The sequence below is a fragment of the Pseudomonas sp. GW101-3H06 genome, from assembly GCF_059424605.1.
On sequence record NZ_JBWKZO010000001.1, the window covers coordinates 5776259 to 5801801 of the forward strand.

At 55.6% G+C, this 25543-nt stretch carries 37 protein-coding genes; 1 reads left to right on the top strand and 36 read right to left on the bottom strand.

Annotation, left to right across the window (positions count from 1 at the left end; genetic code table 11):
* Positions 1-19: 19 nt before the first annotated feature.
* Together AC07ZE_RS26575 and AC07ZE_RS26580 are read right to left on the bottom strand one after the other, a co-directional pair.
* Positions 20-535: a single-stranded DNA-binding protein gene (locus AC07ZE_RS26575; RefSeq protein WP_095197174.1), complete on the bottom strand. Its 516-nt coding sequence runs from the start codon at positions 533-535 to the stop codon at positions 20-22.
* 9 nt (positions 536-544) lie between these two features.
* Positions 545-1942 carry an MFS transporter gene (locus AC07ZE_RS26580; RefSeq protein ID WP_207267335.1) on the bottom strand — a complete coding sequence of 466 codons (1398 nt, stop codon included), beginning with the start codon at positions 1940-1942 and terminating at the stop codon, positions 545-547.
* A gap of 191 nt (positions 1943-2133) precedes the next feature.
* Between AC07ZE_RS26580 and uvrA the strand changes: the two genes are divergently transcribed.
* Positions 2134-4968, top strand: a complete 2835-nt coding sequence (uvrA, locus tag AC07ZE_RS26585; RefSeq protein WP_207267346.1) for an excinuclease ABC subunit UvrA — start codon at positions 2134-2136, stop codon at positions 4966-4968.
* A 109-nt stretch (positions 4969-5077) separates the two neighbouring features.
* On the opposite strand, the gene bfr is transcribed toward uvrA, so the two are convergent.
* The 34 genes from bfr to rpsL all read right to left on the bottom strand — a co-directional run bounded on the left by bfr (position 5078) and on the right by rpsL (position 25531).
* Positions 5078-5542 (bottom strand): bacterioferritin, encoded by a 465-nt coding sequence (gene bfr, locus AC07ZE_RS26590; protein WP_095197171.1) that lies wholly within the window; start codon positions 5540-5542, stop codon positions 5078-5080.
* A 148-nt stretch (positions 5543-5690) separates the two neighbouring features.
* Positions 5691-7145, bottom strand: a complete 1455-nt coding sequence (locus AC07ZE_RS26595; RefSeq protein ID WP_207267348.1) for a catalase — start codon at positions 7143-7145, stop codon at positions 5691-5693.
* Positions 7146-7351: 206 nt separating this feature from the next.
* Entirely contained in the window at positions 7352-7738 is a 387-nt protein-coding gene (rplQ, locus tag AC07ZE_RS26600; RefSeq protein ID WP_024778333.1) for a 50S ribosomal protein L17, read from the bottom strand.
* A 42-nt stretch (positions 7739-7780) separates the two neighbouring features.
* On the bottom strand, positions 7781-8782 hold the full coding sequence (locus tag AC07ZE_RS26605; protein WP_007924176.1) for a DNA-directed RNA polymerase subunit alpha: 1002 nt from the start codon (positions 8780-8782) through the stop codon (positions 7781-7783).
* Between the two features lie 22 nt (positions 8783-8804).
* The gene (gene rpsD / locus AC07ZE_RS26610) at positions 8805-9425 is read right to left on the bottom strand and encodes a 30S ribosomal protein S4 (RefSeq protein ID WP_003176404.1); all 621 of its coding nucleotides are present in this window, start codon (positions 9423-9425) and stop codon (positions 8805-8807) included.
* A gap of 18 nt (positions 9426-9443) precedes the next feature.
* Positions 9444-9833: a 30S ribosomal protein S11 gene (rpsK, locus tag AC07ZE_RS26615; RefSeq protein ID WP_002555466.1), complete on the bottom strand. Its 390-nt coding sequence runs from the start codon at positions 9831-9833 to the stop codon at positions 9444-9446.
* A gap of 30 nt (positions 9834-9863) precedes the next feature.
* Positions 9864-10220 carry a 30S ribosomal protein S13 gene (gene rpsM / locus AC07ZE_RS26620; protein WP_009045849.1) on the bottom strand — a complete coding sequence of 119 codons (357 nt, stop codon included), beginning with the start codon at positions 10218-10220 and terminating at the stop codon, positions 9864-9866.
* A 130-nt stretch (positions 10221-10350) separates the two neighbouring features.
* A complete protein-coding gene (gene rpmJ, locus AC07ZE_RS26625; protein ID WP_002555468.1) occupies positions 10351-10467 on the bottom strand; it encodes a 50S ribosomal protein L36 in 117 nt (38 codons plus the stop codon).
* A gap of 27 nt (positions 10468-10494) precedes the next feature.
* Entirely contained in the window at positions 10495-11823 is a 1329-nt protein-coding gene (gene secY, locus AC07ZE_RS26630) for a preprotein translocase subunit SecY (RefSeq protein ID WP_007896784.1), read from the bottom strand.
* Positions 11824-12261: a 50S ribosomal protein L15 gene (rplO, locus tag AC07ZE_RS26635; protein ID WP_003228720.1), complete on the bottom strand. Its 438-nt coding sequence runs from the start codon at positions 12259-12261 to the stop codon at positions 11824-11826.
* Positions 12262-12264: 3 nt separating this feature from the next.
* Entirely contained in the window at positions 12265-12441 is a 177-nt protein-coding gene (gene rpmD, locus AC07ZE_RS26640; protein ID WP_003176408.1) for a 50S ribosomal protein L30, read from the bottom strand.
* A 2-nt stretch (positions 12442-12443) separates the two neighbouring features.
* Positions 12444-12944 carry a 30S ribosomal protein S5 gene (gene rpsE, locus AC07ZE_RS26645; protein ID WP_003186035.1) on the bottom strand — a complete coding sequence of 167 codons (501 nt, stop codon included), beginning with the start codon at positions 12942-12944 and terminating at the stop codon, positions 12444-12446.
* A 3-nt stretch (positions 12945-12947) separates the two neighbouring features.
* Positions 12948-13298, bottom strand: coding sequence for a 50S ribosomal protein L18 (rplR, locus tag AC07ZE_RS26650; protein WP_003186037.1), 351 nt, complete (start codon positions 13296-13298; stop codon positions 12948-12950).
* A 10-nt stretch (positions 13299-13308) separates the two neighbouring features.
* Positions 13309-13842 (bottom strand): 50S ribosomal protein L6, encoded by a 534-nt coding sequence (gene rplF / locus AC07ZE_RS26655; protein WP_003176412.1) that lies wholly within the window; start codon positions 13840-13842, stop codon positions 13309-13311.
* A gap of 12 nt (positions 13843-13854) precedes the next feature.
* Positions 13855-14247, bottom strand: coding sequence for a 30S ribosomal protein S8 (rpsH, locus tag AC07ZE_RS26660; protein WP_003228724.1), 393 nt, complete (start codon positions 14245-14247; stop codon positions 13855-13857).
* Positions 14248-14456: 209 nt separating this feature from the next.
* Complete coding sequence (gene rpsN / locus AC07ZE_RS26665; RefSeq protein ID WP_003176414.1) at positions 14457-14762, bottom strand: 30S ribosomal protein S14; 306 nt, start codon at positions 14760-14762, stop codon at positions 14457-14459.
* Positions 14763-14775: 13 nt separating this feature from the next.
* Positions 14776-15315, bottom strand: coding sequence for a 50S ribosomal protein L5 (gene rplE, locus AC07ZE_RS26670; RefSeq protein ID WP_003210069.1), 540 nt, complete (start codon positions 15313-15315; stop codon positions 14776-14778).
* 20 nt (positions 15316-15335) lie between these two features.
* The gene (gene rplX / locus AC07ZE_RS26675) at positions 15336-15650 is read right to left on the bottom strand and encodes a 50S ribosomal protein L24 (protein WP_003186046.1); all 315 of its coding nucleotides are present in this window, start codon (positions 15648-15650) and stop codon (positions 15336-15338) included.
* Between the two features lie 11 nt (positions 15651-15661).
* Positions 15662-16030 carry a 50S ribosomal protein L14 gene (rplN, locus tag AC07ZE_RS26680; protein WP_002555479.1) on the bottom strand — a complete coding sequence of 123 codons (369 nt, stop codon included), beginning with the start codon at positions 16028-16030 and terminating at the stop codon, positions 15662-15664.
* 23 nt (positions 16031-16053) lie between these two features.
* Entirely contained in the window at positions 16054-16320 is a 267-nt protein-coding gene (gene rpsQ / locus AC07ZE_RS26685; protein WP_003176419.1) for a 30S ribosomal protein S17, read from the bottom strand.
* A 2-nt stretch (positions 16321-16322) separates the two neighbouring features.
* Positions 16323-16514, bottom strand: coding sequence for a 50S ribosomal protein L29 (rpmC, locus tag AC07ZE_RS26690; RefSeq protein ID WP_002555481.1), 192 nt, complete (start codon positions 16512-16514; stop codon positions 16323-16325).
* Entirely contained in the window at positions 16514-16927 is a 414-nt protein-coding gene (gene rplP, locus AC07ZE_RS26695) for a 50S ribosomal protein L16 (protein WP_003228729.1), read from the bottom strand. The genes rpmC and rplP overlap by 1 nt, the downstream gene beginning before the upstream one ends.
* A gap of 12 nt (positions 16928-16939) precedes the next feature.
* On the bottom strand, positions 16940-17626 hold the full coding sequence (gene rpsC / locus AC07ZE_RS26700; RefSeq protein ID WP_003176422.1) for a 30S ribosomal protein S3: 687 nt from the start codon (positions 17624-17626) through the stop codon (positions 16940-16942).
* Positions 17627-17639: 13 nt separating this feature from the next.
* On the bottom strand, positions 17640-17972 hold the full coding sequence (gene rplV, locus AC07ZE_RS26705; RefSeq protein ID WP_003103908.1) for a 50S ribosomal protein L22: 333 nt from the start codon (positions 17970-17972) through the stop codon (positions 17640-17642).
* Between the two features lie 11 nt (positions 17973-17983).
* Positions 17984-18259, bottom strand: coding sequence for a 30S ribosomal protein S19 (rpsS, locus tag AC07ZE_RS26710; protein ID WP_002555486.1), 276 nt, complete (start codon positions 18257-18259; stop codon positions 17984-17986).
* A 16-nt stretch (positions 18260-18275) separates the two neighbouring features.
* A complete protein-coding gene (rplB, locus tag AC07ZE_RS26715; RefSeq protein WP_003186055.1) occupies positions 18276-19100 on the bottom strand; it encodes a 50S ribosomal protein L2 in 825 nt (274 codons plus the stop codon).
* 14 nt (positions 19101-19114) lie between these two features.
* A complete protein-coding gene (gene rplW, locus AC07ZE_RS26720) occupies positions 19115-19414 on the bottom strand; it encodes a 50S ribosomal protein L23 (RefSeq protein ID WP_002555488.1) in 300 nt (99 codons plus the stop codon).
* Positions 19411-20013, bottom strand: a complete 603-nt coding sequence (gene rplD, locus AC07ZE_RS26725) for a 50S ribosomal protein L4 (RefSeq protein WP_007924200.1) — start codon at positions 20011-20013, stop codon at positions 19411-19413. Before rplD ends, rplW begins: the two co-directional genes overlap by 4 nt.
* A gap of 12 nt (positions 20014-20025) precedes the next feature.
* Positions 20026-20661 (bottom strand): 50S ribosomal protein L3, encoded by a 636-nt coding sequence (gene rplC / locus AC07ZE_RS26730; protein WP_003186059.1) that lies wholly within the window; start codon positions 20659-20661, stop codon positions 20026-20028.
* An 80-nt stretch (positions 20662-20741) separates the two neighbouring features.
* Positions 20742-21053, bottom strand: coding sequence for a 30S ribosomal protein S10 (gene rpsJ / locus AC07ZE_RS26735; RefSeq protein WP_003186070.1), 312 nt, complete (start codon positions 21051-21053; stop codon positions 20742-20744).
* A gap of 156 nt (positions 21054-21209) precedes the next feature.
* Positions 21210-22403: an elongation factor Tu gene (tuf, locus tag AC07ZE_RS26740; protein ID WP_008065716.1), complete on the bottom strand. Its 1194-nt coding sequence runs from the start codon at positions 22401-22403 to the stop codon at positions 21210-21212.
* 30 nt (positions 22404-22433) lie between these two features.
* Positions 22434-24539, bottom strand: a complete 2106-nt coding sequence (gene fusA, locus AC07ZE_RS26745; RefSeq protein ID WP_207267350.1) for an elongation factor G — start codon at positions 24537-24539, stop codon at positions 22434-22436.
* A gap of 30 nt (positions 24540-24569) precedes the next feature.
* Positions 24570-25040: a 30S ribosomal protein S7 gene (gene rpsG, locus AC07ZE_RS26750; RefSeq protein WP_002555493.1), complete on the bottom strand. Its 471-nt coding sequence runs from the start codon at positions 25038-25040 to the stop codon at positions 24570-24572.
* A gap of 119 nt (positions 25041-25159) precedes the next feature.
* Positions 25160-25531 (bottom strand): 30S ribosomal protein S12, encoded by a 372-nt coding sequence (gene rpsL / locus AC07ZE_RS26755; protein WP_003186084.1) that lies wholly within the window; start codon positions 25529-25531, stop codon positions 25160-25162.
* Positions 25532-25543 lie beyond the last annotated feature (12 nt).

The following is a 25543-nucleotide window of genomic DNA, read 5'->3' on the forward strand; positions in this document are numbered from 1 at the left end:
TTTGGCTCGAAGCTATTTTTTAGAACGGGATATCGTCATCAAAGCTGTCGAAATCCGGAGCTGGCTGTGGAGCCGCCTGCTGTGGAGCCGGGCGCGACTGTTGTGGCGCCGACTGCTGTGGGCGCGGAGCCTGCTGACGTGGCGCGGACTGCTGGTAGTTATTGCCCCCGCCTTGCTGGTCGCCCTGCTGTGGACGGCCGCCCAGCAGTTGCATGGTGCCTTGCATGTCGACCACGATTTCGGTGGTGTAACGCTTGATACCGTCTTTTTCCCACTCGCGGGTCTGCAGCTTGCCTTCGATGTAGACCTGCGAACCTTTACGCAGGTATTCACCGGCGATTTCTGCGACTTTGCCGAACATCGACACTCGGTGCCATTCCGTCTTTTCGACCTTCTGACCGGTTTGCTTGTCGGTCCACTGTTCGCTGGTCGCCAGACTCAGGTTGGTCACGGCGTTGCCGTTCGGCAGGTAGCGAACTTCAGGATCCTGGCCGCAAGTGCCGACCAATATGACTTTGTTAACCCCACGGGCCATTACGTTCTCCTAGGCTACGCACGCTGCCCCGGCCGGGTTGTTCACCAGGCTTTCAAGGGTGGTGCGATCCAATAGTTCGGTGTCCAATTTGATGTAAATGGCCGCCTCATCGGCGACTATCACTGCATCTGTTACCCCTACGACGGCCTTCAGGCGCTCGACCAGACCCGCTTCGCGGATCGCCTCGGGCGACAATGGCAAGCGCAGGCTTGTCACGTAGGGAGGTTCACGCATGGTAACAGCAAAGACCAGCCAGAGGGCAGCCAGACCGGCGCCCCCCAGGAACACAACCGACAAACCGCCGTGCTGGAACAACCAGCCTCCGAGGATCCCGCCCAGTGCCGATCCAAGGAACTGGCTGGTGGAGTAAACCCCCATCGCCGTGCCTTTGCCGCCGGCCGGTGAAACCTTGCTGATCAGCGATGGCAGCGAAGCTTCCAGCAGATTGAACGCGGTGAAAAACACCACCGTCCCGATCACCAGAGCCCGCAAGCTGTCGCCGAACTGCCAGAAGAATAGCTCAGTGAGCATCAGCGTCACGACGGCGCCGAGCAGAACTCGTTTCATTTTGCGTCGCTTCTCGCCATAGATAATGAACGGGATCATGGCGAAGAAAGAAATCAGCAGTGCAGTCAGATACACCCACCAATGCTGCTCCTTGGGTAATCCGGCCTTTTCCACCAGTGCCAGCGGCAAGGCAACGAAGCTCGACATCAACATGGCGTGCAATACAAAAATGCCAAGGTCCAGACGCAGCAGGTCCGGATGCTTTAGCGTCGGTATCAACGCCTGGCGCGCGACGCCGGACTCTCGGTGCTGCAACGGGCCAGTGGAGCGCGGCACCATGAACATCACAATCACAATGCCGACCAATGCCATGCCGCCCGTGGCGAGAAACAACCCGGACAAGCCGAAAGCGCGCGTGAGCAAGGGGCCGACAACCATCGCGACAGCGAACGACAGGCCGATTGTCATGCCGATCATGGCCATGGCCTTGGTTCGGTGCTGCTCACGGGTCAAGTCCGACAACAAGGCCATGACCGCGGCGGAAATCGCCCCGGCGCCTTGCAGGATGCGTCCGGCGATCACACCCCAGATCGAGTCCGCGTTGGCCGCCAGTACGCTGCCGAGAGCAAAAACGACCAGGCCCAGGTAAATCACCGGGCGACGGCCGATGCGGTCGGAAATGAAGCCGAAAGGAATCTGGAAAATTGCCTGGGTCAGGCCGTAAGCGCCAATCGCCAGCCCGATCAGGGCCGGGGTCGCTCCCGCCAGGTCCATGCCATAGGTCGCCAGGACCGGCAACACCATGAACATGCCAAGCATACGGAAGGCGAACACCAGGGCCAGACCGCTCGCCGCGCGGGTCTCGCTGCCACTCATGCGTTCGCTGTGGGGATCGTGCATGGAAAAACCTCATGTGAACCGGCGGCGATTCTACCAGTCCCATCGATTGGCAGGGTATATCGCGACGCTTTGCCGCGTGCAGATGAAAGACCTTTCATCAAAGCCCGTAATGTCATCATTCGATAGTGTGCATCCATCCAGTATTTGGCCGTATACTCCTACGTTTTCGACGCCCGCCGAGCGAGGCCACTTTGGACAAGATCCTGATTCGTGGGGCCCGAACCCACAACCTGAAGAACATCGACCTGACCCTGCCACGGGACAAACTGATCGTCATTACCGGCCTGTCCGGCTCCGGCAAGTCGTCCCTGGCCTTCGACACACTGTATGCCGAAGGGCAGCGCCGCTACGTCGAATCGCTGTCGGCCTATGCCCGACAGTTCCTGTCGATGATGGAAAAACCTGACGTCGACACCATCGAAGGCTTGTCGCCAGCAATTTCCATCGAACAGAAGTCGACCTCGCACAACCCGCGCTCGACCGTCGGCACCATCACCGAAATCTATGACTACCTGCGCTTGCTGTATGCGCGCGTGGGTATCCCGCGCTGCCCGGATCATGACATTCCGCTGGAAGCACAGACCGTCAGCCAGATGGTCGACCTGGTCCTCGCCCAACCGGAGGGTAGCAAGCTGATGCTGCTGGCCCCGGTCATCCGCGAGCGCAAAGGCGAACATCTGTCAGTCTTCGAAGAGCTTCGCGCCCAAGGCTTCGTGCGCGCCCGAATCAATGGCAAGCTTTATGAACTGGACGAAGCGCCCAAGCTCGATAAACAGAAAAAACACACGATCGATGTGGTGGTCGACCGCTTCAAGGTGCGCGCCGACCTGCAACAGCGTCTGGCCGAATCCTTCGAGACCGCGCTGAAACTGGCGGACGGCATCGCATTGGTGGCGCCGATGGACGATGAGCCGGGGGAAGAGATGATCTTCTCCGCGCGCTTCGCCTGCCCGATTTGTGGCCACGCCATCAGTGAACTCGAGCCAAAGCTGTTTTCCTTCAACAACCCGGCCGGTGCCTGCCCGACCTGCGATGGCCTGGGGGTGAAACAATTCTTCGATATCAAGCGATTGGTAAACGGTGAGTTGACCCTGGCCGAAGGTGCAATACGCGGCTGGGACCGGCGCAACGTCTATTACTTCCAGATGCTCGGCTCGCTGGCCTCCCACTACAAGTTCAGCCTGGAAGTGCCGTTCAACGAACTGCCAGCCGATCAGCAGAAGAGCATCCTGCACGGCAGCGGCTCGCAAAACGTCGATTTCAAATACCTGAACGACCGTGGCGATATCGTCAAACGCTCACACCCGTTCGAAGGCATCGTACCGAACCTGGAGCGTCGCTACCGCGAAACCGAATCGGCTTCGGTCCGCGAAGAACTGGCCAAGTTCCTCAGCACCCAATCCTGCCCGGACTGCCGCGGCACTCGTCTGCGACGGGAAGCACGGCACGTATGGGTCGGCGAGAAAACCCTGCCGGCGGTGACCAACCTGCCGATCGGCGATGCCTGCGATTACTTCGGTGAGCTGAAGATGACCGGCCGCCGTGGCGAAATTGCCGACAAAATCCTCAAGGAAATCCGCGAACGCCTGCAGTTTCTGGTCAACGTCGGCCTCGACTATCTGTCGCTGGATCGCAGCGCCGATACGCTGTCCGGTGGCGAGGCTCAGCGCATTCGTCTGGCCAGCCAGATCGGCGCCGGCCTGGTTGGCGTTCTGTACATTCTCGATGAACCATCGATCGGCTTGCATCAGCGCGATAACGACCGGTTGCTCGGCACACTCAAGCACCTTCGAGACATCGGCAACACGGTGATCGTGGTCGAGCACGACGAAGATGCGATTCGCCTGGCTGACTACGTGGTAGATATCGGGCCGGGCGCCGGCGTCCATGGCGGGCATATCGTTGCCGAAGGCACGCCTGCCGAGGTGATGTCGCATCCGGACTCCCTCACCGGCAAGTACCTCTCGGGCCGGGTGAAAATCGCCGTTCCGGCCAAACGTACGCCGCGCAACAAGAAGCTGTCGTTGTCGCTCAAAGGCGCCCGCGGCAACAACTTGCGCAATGTCGATCTGGATATTCCGATCGGCCTGCTGACCTGCGTGACCGGTGTGTCCGGCTCGGGTAAATCGACGCTGATCAACAACACGCTGTTTCCATTGAGTGCTACGGCGCTCAATGGTGCTACGACGCTGGAAGCCGCTGCCCACGACAGTATCAAGGGCCTGGAGCATCTGGATAAAGTCGTCGATATCGACCAGAGCCCGATCGGTCGCACACCACGCTCCAACCCGGCCACCTACACCGGATTGTTCACGCCGATCCGCGAGCTGTTCGCCGGCGTGCCGGAATCCCGCTCCCGCGGTTATGGTCCCGGGCGTTTTTCCTTCAACGTGAAGGGTGGCCGCTGCGAGGCCTGCCAGGGCGATGGCCTGATCAAGGTGGAAATGCACTTCCTGCCGGACATCTATGTGCCTTGCGACGTCTGCAAGAGCAAGCGCTACAACCGTGAAACCCTTGAGATCAAGTACAAAGGCAAGAGCATTCACGAGACCCTCGAGATGACCATCGAAGAAGCCCGGGAGTTTTTCGATGCGGTGCCTGCCCTGGCGCGAAAGCTTCAGACACTGATGGACGTCGGCCTGTCCTATATCAAGCTGGGGCAATCGGCGACCACGCTGTCGGGGGGTGAGGCCCAGCGGGTCAAGCTGTCCCGTGAGCTGTCCAAGCGTGATACGGGCAAGACCCTGTATATCCTCGACGAACCTACAACCGGTCTTCACTTCGCCGATATCCAGCAATTGCTAGACGTGCTGCATCGACTGCGCGACCACGGCAATACGGTGGTGGTGATCGAGCACAACCTGGATGTGATCAAGACCGCTGACTGGCTGGTGGACTTGGGGCCGGAAGGCGGCTCCAAGGGCGGTCAGATCATCGCCGTCGGTACACCGGAGGAAGTCGCCGAGATGAAGCAATCTCACACCGGTTATTACCTCAAACCACTGTTGGAACGCGATCGGGCCTGATTCCCGCCCATGAAAAAGCCCCTGTCACTTCATCAGTGGCTGGGGCTTTTTTTGTGTTCGCCTGTAAGAGCAATGCCAATTCGCAATTGCAGTTACGAAGGCCGCTGAATCAAGCGTGAGATTGCAGGTAGTTCTCGAGACCAATCAACTTGATCAGGCCCAACTGCTTTTCCAGCCAATAGGTGTGATCTTCTTCGGTGTCGTGGAGCTGTACACGCAGCATTTCGCGGCTGACGTAATCCTTGTGCTGCTCGCATAGCTGGATGCCTTTACACAGTGCGGCACGTACCTTGTACTCCAGACGCAGATCCGCTTCGAGCATCTCCGGCACTGTGGTACCGATATCAAGATCGTCAGGACGCATGCGAGGTGTACCTTCCAGCATCAGGATCCGACGCATCAGCGCGTCAGCATGACCTGCTTCTTCTTCCATCTCGTGATTGATTCGTTCGTAGAGCTTGGTGAATCCCCAGTCCTCATACATCCGCGAATGAACGAAATATTGGTCACGCGCGGCCAGTTCGCCGGTCAGCAACGTGTTGAGGTAATCGATAACGTCTGGGTGGCCTTGCATCGCCCTACATCTCCCTGCTTGAAAGTTATAGTTTGAACCAACCAGGCCATAACGTCACTCGGCAGACGCAACAAAAGCGAAGATAATCTGAGAAAAACAGCTGAAATAACGCAAAAACCGCCCAATTAAGGGCGGTTCTGCTTCTCATTTAGACTTCGTTAAGCTGTACGTTGAGCAGCTTTGCGATTGCTTCTCCATACGCCGGGTCGGCCTTGAAGAAATGCTGCAATTGACGGTCGACGACATCACTGGATACGCCCGCCATCGCTCCAGCGATGTTGCCAACCAGCAACGCTTTCTGCTCATCACTCATCAGACGGAACAGCGCACCGGCGTGGCTGTAATAGTCAGTATCTTCGCGATGATCGTAGCGACCAGCCGCACCGCTCAACGCCAACGCTGGCTCGGCGTAACGAGGTGCCTGCTTCGGCGAATCGACATAACTGTTCGGCTCGTAATTCGGCGCGGCACCGCCATTGCTCCCAAACGCCATCGAACCATCGCGCTGGTAGCTGTTGACCGGACTTCGCGGGGCGTTCACCGGCAGTTGCTGGTGATTAGTGCCGACACGGTAACGGTGGGCATCCGCGTAAGCGAACACTCGCCCTTGTAACATGCGGTCCGGCGACAAGCCCACGCCCGGCACCATATTGCTAGGGCCGAAAGCTGCTTGCTCGACTTCAGCGAAGTAGTTGAGCGGATTGCGATTCAGTTCCAGCTCACCGACTTCGATCAACGGAAACTCTTTCTGTGACCAGGTCTTGGTGACGTCGAAAGGGTTCTCATAATGCGCTTCGGCCTGGGCTTCGGTCATGATTTGGATGCACACGCTCCATTTCGGGAAATCACCGCGCTCGATGGCTTCGAACAAATCGCGTTGAGCGTAATCCGGGTCAGTACCGGCCAGGCGTGCTGCGTCTGCAGGTGCCAGATTCTTGATCCCTTGCCGGGTCTTGTAGTGCCATTTTACCCAGTGACGCTCGCCGCTGGCGTTAATCAGGCTGTAGGTATGACTGCCGAAGCCATGCATATGGCGGTAACCATCAGGGATGCCGCGATCCGAGAACAGGATCGTGACCTGATGCAGAGCCTCGGGAGAATGCGACCAAAAATCCCACATCGCCTGAGCACTTTTGAGGTTGCTTTGCGGCAGACGTTTTTGGGTGTGGATAAAATCGGGAAATTTCAACGGGTCACGGATAAAGAACACTGGGGTGTTGTTACCCACGATGTCCCAGTTGCCTTCTTCGGTGTAGAACTTCAACGCGAAACCACGCGGATCGCGCTCGGTATCAGCCGAACCACGCTCACCGCCCACGGTGGAAAAGCGCAGGAATGTTGGCGTTTGCTTGCCGACAGATTCGAACAGCCTGGCGCTGGTGTACTGGGTAATATCCCGAGTCACGGTAAACGTCCCGTAGGCACCCGAACCTTTGGCATGCACACGACGCTCAGGGATGTTTTCACGGTTGAAGTGAGCCAGCTTCTCGATCAGGTGGAAGTCATCGAGCAGCAGCGGACCACGAGGGCCAGCGGAGCGGGAGTTCTGGTTGTCGGCGACAGGAGCGCCACTGGCGGTGGTAAGCGTTTTATTCTGGCTCATGCGATCTCTTCCTTTGTCAGTCTTGAACTGCCGGTTAAACGGCTGAAAGGAAGTATTGATGATCTTCATGACACCTTCTAATTCATTAGATCATTCAAATCGATAGAGATAGCTAATAGAACTCTGGGACATCCAACACGCGGCATTTTCGAGCGCGCACAAAAAACCGGGCACTAAGGCCCGGTTCTTCGTTTCAGACTGACGTCTTACTCAGCGGATACAGCTTCACCGCCAGTAGCACGATCAACCAACTCGACGTACGCCATAGGCGCGTTGTCGCCAGCGCGGAAGCCGCACTTGAGGATGCGCAGGTAGCCACCCTCACGGGTAGCGTAACGCTTGCCCAGGTCGTTGAAGAGCTTGCCAACGATAGCTTTCGAACGAGTACGGTCGAAAGCCAGACGGCGGTTAGCCAGGCTGTCTGTCTTGGCCAAAGTGATCAGCGGCTCAGCAACGCGACGCAGTTCTTTAGCTTTTGGCAGAGTAGTTTTGATCAGCTCGTGCTCGAACAGCGACACCGCCATGTTCTGGAACATGGCCTTGCGGTGCGAGCTGGTGCGGCTGAGGTGACGACCACTTTTACGATGACGCATGGTTCATTCCTTACCAAACACTACGTTCGGTGATTACGACGATCAGGCAGTCGCCTTGTCGTCCTTCTTAAGACTTGCAGGCGGCCAGTTGTCGAGGCGCATGCCGAGGGACAGACCGCGGGAGGCCAGAACGTCCTTGATTTCAGTCAAGGATTTCTTGCCAAGGTTCGGAGTCTTCAACAGCTCTACTTCGGTACGCTGAATCAGGTCGCCGATGTAGTAGATGTTTTCCGCCTTAAGGCAGTTAGCCGAACGTACAGTCAGTTCCAGATCGTCAACCGGGCGAAGCAGGATCGGATCGATCTCGTCTTCCTGCTCGATTACCACTGGTTCGCTGTCACCTTTGAGGTCGACGAACGCAGCCAACTGCTGTTGCAGGATGGTTGCAGCGCGGCGGATTGCCTCTTCAGGATCCAGAGTACCGTTGGTTTCCAGATCAATAACCAGCTTGTCCAGGTTAGTACGCTGTTCGACACGGGCGTTTTCCACCACGTATGCGATACGGCGAACCGGGCTGAACGAAGAGTCAAGCTGCAAGCGACCAATGCTGCGACTTTCGTCTTCATCGCTCTGACGCGAGTCGGCCGGTTCATAACCACGACCACGAGCTACTACGAGCTTCATGTTCAGGGCGCCGTTAGACGCCAGGTTAGCGATTACGTGATCGGGGTTAACGATCTCGACATCATGATCCAGCTGAATATCGGCAGCGGTAACCACCCCCGAACCCTTCTTCGACAAGGTCAGCGTAACTTCGTCTCGACCGTGCAGCTTGATAGCCAGACCTTTAAGGTTCAACAGGATTTCAATTACGTCTTCCTGTACACCTTCGATGGCGCTGTACTCGTGGAGCACACCGTCAATCTCGGCCTCGACTACTGCACAGCCGGGCATGGAGGACAACAGGATGCGGCGCAGCGCGTTGCCCAGGGTGTGGCCAAAGCCACGCTCGAGAGGCTCGAGAGTGATCTTGGCGCGGGTTGGACTGACAACCTGCACATCAATGTGGCGGGGTGTCAGGAACTCATTTACCGAAATCTGCATGGATGCACCTATTTTCTAGCCCTTACTTGGAGTAGAGCTCGACAATCAGGCTTTCGTTGATGTCGGCGGACAGATCACTGCGAGCTGGAACGTTCTTGAAAACGCCCGACTTCTTCTCAGTGTCTACTTCTACCCATTCTACGCGGCCACGTTGGGCACACAGATCGAGAGCTTGGACAATGCGAAGTTGGTTTTTTGCTTTCTCGCGAACAGCAACCACGTCACCAGCACGAACCTGGTAGGACGGAACGTTAACGGTTTGACCGTTTACGCTGATCGACTTGTGCGATACCAGCTGACGGGATTCGGCACGAGTCGAACCAAAGCCCATACGGTATACAACGTTGTCCAGACGGCATTCGAGCAGTTGCAACAGGTTTTCGCCGGTTGCGCCTTTCTTGCCAGCTGCTTCTTTGTAGTAGCCGCTGAATTGACGCTCGAGAACGCCGTAGATACGACGGACCTTCTGCTTTTCACGCAGTTGGGTGCCGTAATCGGACTGGCGACCGCGGCGTTGGCCGTGGATACCAGGTGCTGCTTCAATGTTGCACTTCGATTCGATCGCGCGCACGCCGCTCTTCAGGAAGAGATCGGTGCCTTCGCGACGAGCGAGTTTGCATTTTGGACCAATGTAACGAGCCATTCTTTACAATCTCCTGGATTACACGCGGCGCTTCTTCGGCGGACGGCACCCGTTGTGCGGGATTGGCGTCACGTCGGTGATGCTGGCGATCTTGTAGCCACAGCCGTTCAAAGCGCGGACTGCGGATTCACGACCTGGACCTGGACCTTTGACGTTGACGTCGAGGTTTTTCAGGCCGTATTCCAGCGCAGCTTGACCAGCACGTTCAGCAGCTACTTGAGCAGCAAACGGGGTGGACTTGCGGGAACCGCGGAAACCCGAACCACCGGAGGTAGCCCAGGAAAGAGCGTTACCTTGACGGTCGGTAATGGTCACGATGGTGTTGTTAAAAGATGCATGGATGTGGGCGATGCCATCAACCACTGTCTTTTTAACTTTTTTACGAGGACGAGCAGCAGGTTTTGCCATGATTAAATTCCTGTCGATTCGCTGGGGCGATTACTTGCGGATCGGCTTACGCGGACCTTTACGGGTACGCGCGTTGGTCTTGGTACGCTGACCGCGTACTGGCAGACCACGACGATGACGCAGACCGCGATAGCAACCGAGGTCCATCAAGCGCTTGATTTTCATGTTGATTTCGCGACGCAGGTCACCTTCAGTGGTGAACTTCGCCACTTCGCCACGCAGCTGTTCAATTTGCTCGTCGCTCAGATCTTTGATCTTTGCTGCTGGGTTTACCCCAGTCTCTGCACAAATTTTCTGTGCAGTAGTGCGACCAACACCATAGATGTAGGTCAGCGAGATAACAGTATGCTTGTTATCTGGAATGTTAACGCCTGCAATACGGGCCATTCAGTGGGACTCCAATTGACAGCTACCTACGCCCCGGAAGCCAAGAAATAGGGCGCGAGATAATATCGCTGTAATAACAAATAATCAACCCGGCAGCGCACTAGCTGCCGGGCTTGAAGCACAATCACACTCAGCCTTGGCGCTGTTTGTGACGCGGTTCCGCGCTGCAAATTACTCGAACAACACCTTCGCGGCGAATAATCTTGCAGTTACGGCACAGCTTTTTCACCGATGCACGAACTTTCATCACCAACTCCTCGAACCTTATAGGTACTCAGCGCAACATGCCGCTGCCGTAACCCTTCAGGTTGGCTTTCTTCATCAGGGATTCGTACTGGTGCGAAACGAGGTGCGATTGTACTTGGGACATGAAGTCCATCACAACCACGACGACGATCAGCAACGAGGTCCCGCCAAGGTAGAACGGAACGTTTGCTGCAACCACCAGGAACTGGGGCAACAGGCACACGGCCGTCATATATAGAGCACCGAACAGGGTCAAACGAGTCAGAACGCCATCAATATAGCGTGCAGACTGCTCACCTGGACGAATGCCCGGAATAAAGGCACCGGACTTCTTCAGGTTTTCCGCTACGTCTTTCGGATTGAACATCAACGCCGTATAGAAGAAGCAGAAGAAAATAATCCCTGCACTAAACAGCAGAATATTCAACGGCTGACCAGGAGCGATCGACTGCGAGATGTCCTGCAACCAGCCCATACCTTCAGACTGACCGAACCAGGTACCCAACGAAGCCGGGAACAGCAAGATGCTGCTCGCGAAAATAGCCGGAATAACGCCGGCCATGTTCACCTTCAGCGGCAAGTGGCTGGTCTGCGCAGCGAAGACCTTGCGGCCCTGCTGACGCTTGGCGTAGTGAACAGCAATACGACGCTGACCACGCTCAATGAACACCACGAAACCGATAATCGCTACTGCCAGCAAACCGATGGCAACCAGGGCAAAAATGTTGATATCACCCTGACGTGCAGACTCGAAAGACTGCCCAATCGCTCTCGGAAGACCGGCGACGATACCTGCGAAAATCAACATCGAGATACCGTTGCCAACACCACGCTCAGTAATCTGCTCACCCAGCCACATCATGAACATCGCACCAGCCACAAAAGTGGATACCGCGACGAAATGGAAGCCAAAGTCACCAGTGAACGCAACGCCCTGCCCCGCCAGACCAATGGACATACCAATGGCCTGGACGAGAGCCAGGACTACAGTGCCGTAGCGGGTGTACTGAGCGATCTTGCGACGCCCAGCTTCACCTTCCTTCTTCAACTGTTCCAGCTGCGGGCTGACGGCGGTCATCAGTTGCATGATGATCGATGCCGAAATGTACGGCATGATCCCCAGTGCAAAAATGCTCATCCGCTCCAGCGCGCCGCCGGAAAACATGTTGAACAAGCTAAGAATGGTCCCCTCATTCTGTCGAAACAGGTCCGCGAGTCGGTCCGGGTTGATACCTGGAACCGGGATGTGTGCGCCTATTCGGTAGACGATAATCGCCAGGAACAGAAAACGCAGACGAGCCCAGAGTTCAGACATACCGCCTTTGCCGAGCGCAGAGAGAGCACCTTGCTTAGCCATTTATTCCTCGAACTTGCCGCCAGCTGCTTCGATAGCCGCACGCGCACCTTTGGTGGCGCCGATTCCCTTTCCGATGGTTACAGCGCGAGTCACTTCGCCGGACAGCATGATTTTCACACGCTGCACGTTGACGTTGATCACGTTGGCATCTTTCAAGGACTGCACGGTGACGATGTCGCCTTCCACTTTAGCCAGCTCGGACAGACGCACTTCTGCGCGGTCCATGGCCTTCAGGGAAACGAAACCGAACTTCGGCAGGCGACGATGCAGCGGCTGTTGACCGCCTTCAAAGCCTGGAGCAATGGTGCCACCGGAGCGGGAAGTCTGACCTTTGTGACCACGGCCACCAGTCTTACCCAAACCACTACCGATACCACGGCCCGGACGATGCTTTTCGCGACGGGAACCCGGCGCTGGACTCAGATCATTGAGTTTCATCGATTAACCCTCGACACGCAGCATGTAGTAAGCCTTGTTGATCATCCCGCGATTCTCGGGAGTATCCTGGACTTCTACAGTGTGACCGATGCGACGCAGACCCAGACCCTTAACGCACAGTTTGTGGTTAGGGATGCGGCCGGTCATGCTTTTGATCAGCGTAACTTTAACGGTAGCCATGATCAGAAGATCTCCTTGACGCTTTTGCCACGCTTGGCGGCAATGGATTCAGGAGACTGCATTGCTTTCAAACCCTTGAAAGTGGCGTGAACCACGTTTACCGGATTAGTCGAGCCGTAGCACTTGGCCAGAACGTTCTGAACGCCAGCAACTTCGAGAACGGCACGCATTGCGCCGCCTGCGATGATACCGGTACCTTCAGAAGCAGGCTGCATGTACACCTTCGAAGCGCCGTGAGCGGACTTCATTGCGTACTGCAGAGTGGTGCCGTTCAGATCAACCTGGATCATGTTGCGGCGAGCAGCTTCCATTGCCTTCTGGATCGCAGCAGGCACTTCACGCGACTTGCCACGGCCGAAGCCAACACGCCCTTTACCATCACCAACCACGGTCAACGCGGTGAAAGTGAAGATACGGCCGCCTTTAACGGTTTTGGCTACGCGGTTAACTTGAACCAGCTTCTCGATGTAGCCTTCGTCGCGCTTTTGGTCGTTATTTGACATAACTTAGAACTCCAGCCCAGCTTCACGAGCAGCATCAGCCAGCGCTTTAACGCGGCCGTGGTACTTGAAGCCAGAGCGGTCGAAAGCCACCTGCGAGACGCCAGCGGCCTTAGCACGCGTAGCGACCAGCTGGCCAACCTTAGTGGCCGCGTCGATGTTGCCAGTGGCGCCATCACGCAGTTCTTTATCCAAAGTCGAGGCGCTTGCCAGGACTTTGTTGCCGTCGGCCGAAATGACCTGGGCGTAGATGTGCTGCGAAGAGCGGAACACGCAGAGACGCACGACTTCGAGTTCGTGCATTTTCAGGCGTGCTTTGCGAGCGCGACGCAGTCGAGTAACTTTTTTGTCGGTCATTTGCTATGCCCTACTTCTTCTTGGCTTCTTTACGACGGACGACTTCGTCCGCGTAGCGCACACCTTTGCCTTTGTACGGCTCTGGTGGACGGAAGTCGCGGATCTCGGCGGCCACTTGACCTACCAGCTGCTTGTCGATGCCCTTGATCAGGATATCGGTCTGGCTAGGAGTCTCAGCGGTGATGCCTTCCGGCAGTTCGTAATCCACTGGATGCGAGAAGCCAAGAGCCAGGTTCAGCACTGTGCCTTTTGCTTGCGCTTTGTAACCAACACCGACCAGCTGGAGCTTGCGCTCGAAGCCTTGGCTTACGCCTTGGACCATGTTGTTAACCAACGCACGAGTGGTACCAGCCATTGCGCGAGTCTGTTGATCGCCGTTGCGAGCAGCGAAACGCAGCTCACCAGCTTCTTCAACGATCTCAACGGACGAATGGATGTTCAGTTCGAGAGTGCCCTTGGCACCCTTCACCGAAAGCTGTTGGCCTGCGAATTTTACTTCGACGCCGGCTGGCAGCTTAACGGGGTTCTTAGCGACGCGAGACATGCTTATCCCCCCTTAGAACACAGTGCAAAGAACTTCGCCGCCGACACCGGCAGCGCGCGCAGCACGATCAGTCATCACACCCTTGTTGGTGGAGACGATAGACACACCGAGACCGCCACGAACTTTCGGCAGATCTTCGACGGACTTGTACTGACGCAGGCCTGGACGGCTAACGCGCTTCACTTCTTCGATAACCGGACGGCCTTCGAAGTATTTCAGCTCGATAGACAGCAGCGGTTTGGTTTCGCTGCTGATCTGATAACCCGCGATGTAACCTTCGTCCTTCAGGACTTTGGCAACAGCTACCTTCAACGTGGAAGATGGCATGCTTACGACGGACTTTTCAGCCATCTGGGCATTACGGATTCGAGTTAGCATGTCCGCTAACGGGTCCTGCATACTCATGGGCTAGACGCTCCTAATACAGAAAAATTAGCCTTGCGGCTACTACGTGTCGCCGAGAATCTCCGAGCGTAAAAAACACGGGCTCAGGCGAGCCGGGTATTCTAGACACACCCCAGAAATGAATCAAGCCCCAAAAGGGGCTTGATCCAGATTCAAGGCCACCGGCGGTCAGGATCTTGCGACCCTGACCGCCGAGACTTTGACAGTACTTACCAGCTGGCTTTAACCAGACCTGGTACGTCACCACGCATTGCCGCTTCACGCAGTTTGTTACGGCCGAGGCCGAACTTGCGGTAAACGCCGTGTGGACGACCGGTCAGGCGGCAGCGGTTACGCATGCGCGAAGCGCTAGCGTCACGTGGCTGCTTTTGCAGAGCAACTGTAGCTTCCCAACGTGCTTCTGGACTTGCGTTCAGATCAACGATGATTGCTTTCAGTGCTGCACGCTTTTTGGCGTACTTGGCAACCGTGAGCTGACGCTTCAGCTCGCGGTTCTTCATGCTCATCTTGGCCATTTTCCTACTCCAATCAGTTGCGGAACGGGAATTTGAAAGCGCGCAGCAGAGCGCGACCTTCATCATCGTTCTTGGCAGTGGTGGTCAGGGTAATGTCCAGACCGCGGAGAGCATCGATCTTGTCGTAGTCGATTTCCGGGAAGATGATCTGCTCTTTTACGCCCATGCTGTAGTTGCCACGACCATCGAAGGACTTGGCATTCAGGCCGCGGAAGTCGCGAACCCGTGGCAGGGAGATCGACAGCAGACGATCCAGGAACTCGTACATACGCTCACGGCGCAGAGTCACTTTGACGCCGATCGGCCAACCTTCACGGACTTTAAAGCCAGCGATGGATTTGCGAGCGTAGGTCACAACGACTTTCTGGCCGGTGATCTTTTCCAGGTCAGCAACAGCATGCTCGATGACTTTTTTGTCGCCGATTGCTTCGCCCAGACCCATGTTCAGGGTGATTTTAGTAACGCGCGGAACTTCCATCACGTTCGAAAGCTTAAGTTCTTCCTTAAGTTTCGGTGCGATTTCCTTCCGGTAAATCTCTTTTAGTCGTGCCATGGTCTTCTACCTAGCAGTGTTCAAGCATCAACCGCTTTTTGGGTCGACTTGAAGACACGAATTTTCTTACCGTCTTCTACTTTGAAACCAACGCGGTCAGCCTTGTTGGTTTCGCCGTTGAAGATGGCGACGTTAGAAGCGTGCAGTGGCGCTTCTTTCTCGACGATACCGCCCTGTACGCCCGACATCGGGTTAGGCTTGGTATGACGCTTGACCAGGTTCAGACCACCAACAACCAGACGGTTGTCAGCAAGAACCTTCAGCACCTTACCGCGCTTACCTTTGTCTTTGCCGGCGATCACGATGATCTCGTCGTCACGACGAATCTTTTGCATGTCGGATCTCCTTACAGCACTTCTGGGGCGAGCGAGACGATCTTCATGAACTTCTCAGTACGAAGCTCACGGGTCACTGGCCCAAAGATACGGGTGCCGATCGGCTCTTGCTTGTTGTTCAGAAGAACAGCAGCGTTGCCATCAAAGCGGATAATGGAGCCATCTGCACGGCGAACGCCGTGACGAGTGCGGACTACAACAGCAGTCATCACTTGGCCTTTTTTCACCTTACCGCGAGGAATTGCTTCCTTGACGGTAACTTTGATGATGTCACCGATACCAGCGTAACGACGATGGGAGCCACCCAGCACCTTGATGCACATAACGCGGCGAGCGCCGCTGTTATCGGCCACATCGAGCATGGATTGAGTCTGAATCATATAATTTCTCCGACCCCTAGTCCTTAGACTTCCACAGCGCGTTCGAGAACATCAACCAGCGCCCAAGACTTGGTCTTGGCCAAAGGACGAGTTTCACGAATAGTGACTTTGTCGCCGATGTGGCACTGATTGGTTTCGTCGTGCGCGTGCAGCTTAGTCGAACGCTTAACGTATTTACCGTAGATCGGGTGCTTAACGCGACGCTCGATCAGAACGGTGATGGTTTTGTCCATCTTGTCGCTGACAACACGGCCAGTCAGCGTACGGACAGTTTTTTCGGCTTCAGCCATGATTACTTACCTGCCTGCTGGTTGAGCACAGTCTTCACGCGAGCGATGTCACGCTTAACTTGCGAGAGCAGATGAGACTGCCCCAACTGGCCAGTTGCTTTCTGCATGCGCAGATTGAACTGGTCGCGCAGCAAGCCGAGCAGTTGCTCGTTCAGCTGCTGTGCGGATTTTTCACGAAGTTCATTCGCTTTCATCACATCACCGTCCGTTTAACAAAGGAGGTGGCGAGCGGCAGCTTTGCAGCAGCCAGGGCGAAAGCCTCACGCGCCAGCTCTTCAGAAACACCCTCGATTTCATACAGGACTTTGCCTGGCTGAATCTGGGCAACCCAGTATTCGACGTTACCCTTACCTTTACCCATCCGAACTTCGAGTGGCTTCTTGGAAATAGGCTTGTCCGGGAATACACGGATCCAGATCTTGCCGCCACGTTTTACGTGACGGGTCAGAGCACGACGCGCTGACTCGATCTGACGAGCGGTGAGACGACCACGAGCTACAGACTTCAGCGCGAACTCGCCGAAGCTGACTTTGCTACCGCGCAATGCCAGGCCACGGTTGTGACCGGTCATTTGCTTGCGGAACTTCGTACGCTTTGGTTGCAACATTTGGCGTACCCCTTACTTAGCAGCTTTTTTACGAGGCGCTGGTGCTTGTGGTTTCAGCTCTTCTTGGCGACCACCAATTACTTCGCCTTTGAAGATCCAAACCTTTACACCGATCACACCGTAGGTGGTGTGAGCTTCGTAGTTGGCATAGTCGATGTCGGCACGCAGGGTGTGCAGTGGCACACGACCTTCGCGATACCATTCAGTACGTGCGATTTCAGCACCGCCGAGACGACCGCTCACTTGGATTTTGATGCCCTTGGCACCAATGCGCATTGCGTTCTGTACGGCGCGCTTCATAGCACGACGGAACATTACGCGACGCTCCAGCTGCTGAGCTACGCTCTGCGCAACCAGCATACCGTCGAGCTCCGGCTTGCGGATCTCTTCGATATTGATGTGCACAGGCACACCCATTTGCTTGGTCAGGTCCTGACGCAGTTTCTCAACATCTTCACCTTTCTTCCCGATAACGATACCTGGGCGAGCGGTGTGGATGGTGATACGTGCAGTTTGGGCCGGACGATGGATATCGATACGGCTTACGGACGCGCTTTTTAGTTTGTCTTGGAGATACTCACGCACCTTCAGATCAGCGAACAAGTAGTCCGCATAAGTCCGACCGTCTGCGTACCAGACGGAGGTGTGCTCCTTGACGATTCCCAGGCGAATGCCAATGGGATGTACTTTCTGACCCATCTCTTCGACTCCGTTACTTGTCAGCAACCTTGACAGTGATATGGCAAGACCGCTTGACGATGCGATCAGCACGGCCTTTGGCACGTGGCATGATGCGCTTCAGCGAACGCCCTTCGTTGACGAAAACGGTGCTGACCTTCAGGTCATCAACGTCTGCGCCTTCGTTATGCTCGGCGTTGGCTACGGCCGACTCCAGCACTTTCTTCATGATCTCGGCGGCTTTCTTACTGCTGAAAGCCAACAGGTTGAGCGCTTCGCCCACCTTCTTCCCGCGGATCTGGTCGGCGACCAAGCGGGCTTTCTGGGCGGAGATTCGAGCGCCCGACAACTTAGCGGCTACTTCCATTTCCTAACCCCTTAACGCTTGGCTTTCTTGTCTGCCACGTGCCCGCGATAAGTGCGGGTACCGGCGAACTCGCCCAGTTTGTGGCCGACCATGTCTTCGTTCACGAGAACTGGGACGTGCTGACGACCGTTGTGTACTGCGATGGTCAGACCGACCATTTGTGGCAGGATCATCGAACGGCGCGACCAGGTTTTAACTGGTTTGCGATCGTTCTTTTCCGCCGCCACTTCGATCTTCTTCAGTAGGTGAAGATCGATAAAAGGACCTTTTTTCAGAGAACGTGGCACTGTCGTATCCCTCTATTTACTTGCGACGACGGACGATCATTTTGTCGGTACGCTTATTACCACGAGTCTTCGCGCCCTTAGTCGGGAAGCCCCATGGCGATACCGGATGACGACCACCAGAGGTACGACCTTCACCACCACCATGTGGGTGGTCAACCGGGTTCATGGCAACACCACGAACGGTTGGGCGAACGCCACGCCAGCGTTTGGCACCAGCTTTACCCAGCGAACGCAGGCTGTGCTCGGAGTTCGAGACTTCACCCAGGGTCGCGCGGCATTCAGCCAGCACTTTACGCATCTCACCAGAACGCAGACGCAGGGTCACGTAGACACCTTCACGAGCGATCAGCTGAGCCGAAGCACCAGCGGAACGAGCGATCTGAGCGCCTTTACCTGGCTTCAATTCGATGCCGTGTACGGTGCTACCAACTGGAATGTTACGCAGTTGCAGAGCGTTGCCCGGCTTGATCGGTGCCAGAGCACCTGCGATCAGCTGGTCGCCAGCACTCACGCCTTTAGGGGCGATGATGTAGCGACGCTCGCCATCTGCGTACAGCAGCAGAGCGATGTGAGCAGTACGGTTTGGATCGTATTCGATACGCTCGACAGTGGCAGCGATGCCATCTTTGTCGTTGCGACGGAAGTCGACCAAACGATAATGCTGCTTATGACCACCACCGATATGACGAGTGGTAATACGGCCATTGTTGTTACGACCACCAGACTTCGATTTCTTCTCGAGCAGCGGTGCGTGAGGAGCGCCTTTATGCAGCTCCTGGTTGACCACCTTGACCACAAAACGGCGGCCAGGGGAAGTCGGTTTGCATTTAACGATTGCCATGATGCACCCCTTCCTTACTCAGCACTGCTGCTGAAATCGAGATCTTGGCCTGGCTGAAGGGAGATAACTGCCTTCTTCCAGTCATTACGCTTGCCCAGACCGCGAGCAGTGCGCTTGCTCTTACCCAAAACATTCAGGGTAGTAACACGCTCTACTTTCACGCTGAACAGGCTTTCGACGGCCTTCTTGATTTCCAGCTTGGTTGCATCAGTAGCAACCTTGAAAACGAACTGGCCTTTCTTGTCTGCCAGAACCGTAGCCTTCTCGGAAACGTGCGGGCCAAGCAGAACTTTAAATACGCGTTCCTGGTTCATCCCAGCAGCTCCTCGAATTTCTTCACGGCCGACACGGTGATCAACACCTTGTCGTATGCGATCAGACTAACTGGATCGGAACCTTGCACATCACGTACATCTACGTGCGGCAGGTTGCGAGCAGCCAGGTACAGGTTCTGATCAACAGCGTCCGACACGATCAAAACGTCGGTCAGGCTCATGTTGTTCAGCTTGCCCAGCAGGTCTTTGGTTTTCGGCGTTTCAACAGCGAAATCCTGAACCACGACCAGACGATCAGTACGCACCAACTCAGCAAGGATGGAACGCATTGCTGCGCGATACATCTTCTTGTTCAGCTTCTGGGAGTGATCCTGAGGACGAGCTGCGAAAGTGGTACCGCCGCCACGCCAGATTGGGCTACGGATAGTACCAGCACGAGCACGGCCAGTACCTTTCTGACGCCATGGGCGCTTGCCGCCACCGGAAACATCGGAACGGGTCTTTTGCTGCTTGCTACCTTGACGGCCGCCAGCCATGTAGGCCACGACTGCTTGGTGAACCAGCGTCTCGTTGAATTCGCCGCCAAATGTCAGTTCGGAAACTTCGATCGCTTGAGCGTCATTTACATTTAATTGCATGTCAGCTTCCCCTTAACCGCGAGCCTTGGCTGCTGGACGTACAACCAAGTTGCCGCCAGTAGCGCCAGGAACAGCGCCCTTGACCAACAACAGATTGCGTTCAGCGTCCACGCGCACTACTTCGAGGGACTGCACGGTCACGCGCTCAGCGCCCATATGACCGGACATTTTTTTGCCCTTGAATACACGACCAGGAGTCTGGCACTGGCCGATAGAGCCTGGAACGCGGTGGGATACGGAGTTACCGTGGGTGTTATCTTGCCCGCGGAAGTTCCAACGCTTGATCGTACCCTGGAAGCCTTTACCTTTGGACTGACCGGTTACATCAACCAGTTGACCAGCGGCGAAGATTTCAGCGTTGATCAGATCGCCGGCCTGGTACTCGCCTTCTTCAAGGCGGAATTCCATTACGGTACGACCAGCGGCAACGTTCGCCTTGGCGAAGTGGCCAGCCTGAGCTGCTGTTACACGCGAAGCACGACGCTCGCCGACAGTGACTTGCACTGCACGATAGCCATCGGTCTCTTCAGTTTTGAACTGGGTGACGCGATTCGGCTCGATCTCAATGACCGTGACCGGAATGGAGACACCTTCTTCGGTGAAAATACGGGTCATACCGCATTTACGACCGACTACACCAATAGTCATGTTGTAAACCTCATGAGTGTACGGGGCTTTCACCCGCTATGGCCGCCCATTTCAGAGCGTTACACGACTAAGACCAAGTCTTAGCCGAGGCTGATCTGCACTTCCACACCGGCCGCAAGATCAAGCTTCATAAGTGCATCAACGGTTTTATCCGTTGGCTGGACGATATCCAGAACGCGCTTATGAGTACGGATCTCGTACTGGTCACGCGCGTCTTTGTTGACGTGCGGGGAGACCAGAACGGTGAACCGCTCTTTACGGGTAGGCAGTGGAATTGGACCACGCACTTGAGCACCAGTACGTTTCGCGGTTTCCACGATTTCCTGGGTGGATTGGTCGATCAGGCGATGGTCGAAAGCCTTCAACCTGATACGGATTTGCTGATTTTGCATTGGATTTCAGACTCCGGCTGCTATTCCCACCGGGCGCAATACGCCCGTTAAAAGGAGGCGCAATTCTATAGACGCCCCAGATAGGTGTCAACCCAATAAAAAAGCCCCCGCTGAGCGGGGGCTTTTTCAAAACATCAAAGCTGACTCGAAAAGAGCTTACTCGATGATTTTAGCTACAACACCAGCACCAACGGTACGGCCGCCTTCACGGATAGCGAAGCGCAGACCGTCTTCCATTGCGATGGTTTTGATCAGGGTAACAGTCATTTGAATGTTATCGCCTGGCATTACCATTTCAACGCCTTCTGGCAGTTCGCAGTTACCAGTCACGTCAGTAGTACGGAAGTAGAACTGTGGACGGTAGCCTTTGAAGAACGGAGTGTGACGACCGCCTTCTTCCTTGCTCAGAACGTAAACTTCTGCGGTGAACTTGGTGTGCGGCTTAACCGAACCTGGCTTAACCAGAACCTGGCCACGCTCAACGTCGTCACGCTTGGTACCACGCAGCAGAACGCCGCAGTTCTCGCCAGCACGACCTTCGTCGAGCAGTTTACGGAACATTTCAACACCGGTGCAGGTGGTGGTGGTGGTGTCACGCAGACCAACGATTTCCAGCGCATCTTGAACGCGAACGATACCGCGCTCGATACGACCAGTCACAACAGTACCACGACCCGAGATCGAGAATACGTCTTCGATTGGCATCAGGAATGGCTTGTCGATAGCACGCTCTGGCTCTGGGATGTAGGTATCCAGAGTTTCGACCAGCTTACGAACGGCAGTGGTACCCATTTCGTTGTCGTCTTTGCCTTCCAGCGCCATACGAGCAGAACCGATGATGATCGGAGTGTCGTCGCCTGGGAAGTCATAGGTGGACAGCAGGTCGCGAACTTCCATCTCAACCAGTTCCAGCAGCTCAGCGTCGTCTACCAGGTCAGCCTTGTTCAGGAAAACCACGATGTACGGAACGCCTACCTGACGGGACAGCAGGATGTGTTCACGAGTTTGCGGCATCGGACCATCAGCGGCCGAGCAAACCAGGATCGCGCCGTCCATCTGGGCAGCACCGGTGATCATGTTCTTCACGTAGTCAGCGTGACCTGGGCAGTCAACGTGAGCGTAGTGACGAATGTTCGAGTTGTACTCGACGTGCGCGGTGTTAATGGTGATACCGCGAGCTTTTTCTTCTGGTGCGCTGTCGATCTTGTCGAATTCAACTACGGCCGAACCGAAAACTTCGGAGCAGACGCGAGTCAGAGCAGCGGTCAGAGTGGTTTTACCGTGGTCAACGTGACCGATAGTGCCAACGTTGACGTGCGGTAGGGAACGATCAAATTTTTCTTTAGCCACGACAATTAACTCCTTGCCTAAAGGACTGAATCAGCCTTGTTTTTTGGTAACGGTTTCGACGATGTGCGACGGAGCCGTATTGTATTTTTTGAATTCCATAGAGTAGCTTGCGCGACCCTGGGACATCGAACGAACGTCGGTCGCATAACCGAACATCTCGCCCAACGGAACTTCAGCACGGATAACCTTACCGGAAACCGTATCTTCCATACCCAGAATCATGCCGCGACGACGGTTAAGGTCGCCCATCACGTCACCCATATAGTCTTCAGGCGTAACAACCTCTACCGCCATGATCGGCTCAAGCAACTCACCACCGCCCTTCTGGGCCAGTTGCTTGGTCGCCATGGAAGCAGCCACCTTAAACGCCATCTCGTTCGAGTCGACGTCGTGGTAAGAACCATCAAACACGGTAGCCTTCAGGCCGATCAGCGGATAGCCGGCAACAACACCGTTCTTCATCTGCTCTTCGATACCCTTCTGGATAGCCGGGATGTATTCCTTAGGAACCACACCACCCACTACTTCGTTCAGGAATTGCAGACCTTCCTGACCTTCGTCAGCAGGAGCAAAACGAATCCAGCAATGACCGAACTGGCCACGACCGCCGGACTGACGAACGAACTTGCCTTCGATTTCGCAGCTCTTCGTGATGCGCTCACGGTACGAAACTTGAGGCTTACCGATGTTGGCTTCGACGTTGAACTCACGGCGCATCCGGTCAACCAGGATGTCCAGGTGCAGCTCGCCCATGCCGGAGATGATCGTTTGACCAGTCTCTTCATCAGTTTTGACGCGGAAAGACGGGTCTTCCTGAGCAAGCTTGCCCAGAGCGATACCCATTTTTTCCTGGTCATCCTTGGTCTTAGGCTCAACGGCAACCGAAATAACCGGCTCCGGGAAGTCCATGCGAACCAGGATGATTGGCTTGTCAGCGTTGCACAAGGTTTCACCAGTGGTGACGTCCTTCATGCCGATCAGGGCCGCGATGTCACCAGCGCGTACTTCCTTGATCTCTTCACGGGCGTTTGCGTGCATTTGCACCATACGACCCACGCGCTCTTTCTTGCCTTTAACCGAGTTGATCACGCCGTCGCCGGAGGCCAACACGCCCGAGTAAACGCGGACGAAGGTCAAGGTACCCACGAATGGGTCGGTAGCGATCTTGAACGCCAGAGCCGAGAACGGCTCGTTGTCGTCTGCATGACGCTCCATCTGCTTTTCCTCGTCATCCGGGTCAGTACCCTTGATGGCAGGAATGTCGGTTGGAGCCGGCAGGTAGTCGATAACGGCGTCGAGAACCAGGGGAACGCCCTTGTTCTTGAAGGAAGAACCGCAAACAGCCAGGACGATTTCGCCAGCGATAGTACGCTGACGCAGAGCGGCCTTGATTTCCTCGATGGTGAGCTCTTCGCCCTCGAGGTACTTGTTCATCAGCTCTTCGCTGGCTTCGGCCGCAGCCTCAACCATGTTGCTGCGCCACTCTTCAGCCAGCTCCTGCAATTCAGCAGGGATAGCTTCGCGACGCGGAGTCATGCCCTTGTCAGCATCGCTCCAGTAAACCGCTTCCATGGTCATCAGATCGATCTGACCCTGGAAGTTGTCTTCGGAACCGATAGCCAACTGGATTGGCACCGGGGTGTGACCCAGACGCTGTTTGATCTGAGCGATCACGCGCAGGAAGTTAGCACCGGCACGGTCCATCTTGTTCACGTAAACGATACGTGGAACACCGTACTTGTTGGCTTGACGCCATACGGTTTCGGACTGAGGCTCAACGCCGGAAGTGCCGCAGAACACAACGACCGCGCCGTCGAGTACACGCAGGGAACGTTCAACTTCAATGGTGAAGTCTACGTGGCCCGGGGTGTCAATGACGTTGAAGCGGTATTGGTCTTTGTGCTGCTTAGCAGAACCCTGCCAGAAGGCGGTAATAGCAGCAGAAGTAATGGTAATACCACGCTCCTGCTCCTGAACCATCCAGTCTGTGGTCGCGGCGCCGTCATGCACCTCGCCCATTTTGTGACTTTTGCCAGTGTAAAAAAGGACGCGCTCGGTGGTGGTGGTTTTGCCAGCATCCACGTGAGCAACGATACCAATGTTACGGTAGCGATTAATCGGTGTTGTACGAGCCATAAAGCCCTCGCAAAATTAGTGACGCTAAAATTAGAAGCGGTAGTGCGAGAAAGCTTTGTTAGCTTCAGCCATACGGTGCACGTCTTCACGCTTCTTAACTGCAGCACCTTTACCTTCGGCAGCGTCCAACAGTTCGCCAGCCAAACGCAGAGCCATAGACTTCTCGCCGCGCTTACGGGCGAAGTCTACCAACCAGCGCATTGCCAGAGCGTTACGACGGGACGGACGAACTTCAACCGGAACCTGGTAAGTAGCACCGCCTACACGGCGCGACTTTACTTCGACCAGCGGAGCGATGGCGTCGAGAGCTTTCTCGAAGATTTCCAGGGGGTCGCTGTTCTTGCGCTCTTTAACCTTTTCCAGCGCGCCATAAACGATACGCTCGGCAACGGCTTTCTTGCCGCTTTCCATCACGTGGTTCATGAACTTGGCCAGGATTTGGCTTCCGTATTTTGGATCGTCAAGCACTTCGCGCTTGGCTGCTACGCGTCTTCTTGGCATGGATAAGCCCTCAAACGGTCTTCAGGTTCGCTCGGAATCTGTGCCCACTACGGGACGCCTCCGACCTTACTCTTATCGACTCAGAAAAATAGAAATCAGTTTTTTGCAGCAAGCGACCATTACTTCGGACGCTTGGTACCGTACTTCGAACGACCCTGGTTACGACCCTTGACGCCGGAAGTATCCAAAGAACCGCGAACGGTGTGGTAACGCACACCTGGCAAGTCTTTTACACGACCGCCACGGATCAGTACCACGCTGTGCTCTTGCAGGTTGTGACCTTCACCGCCGATGTACGAGGAAACCTCGAAACCGTTGGTCAGGCGCACACGGCATACTTTACGCAGTGCCGAGTTAGGTTTTTTCGGCGTGGTGGTGTACACACGGGTGCACACGCCACGACGTTGCGGGCAGTTCTGCAGCGCAGGCACGTCGGATTTCTCGACGATACGCTTACGCGGCTGACGTACCAGCTGGTTGATAGTTGCCATCTACTAGCTCCA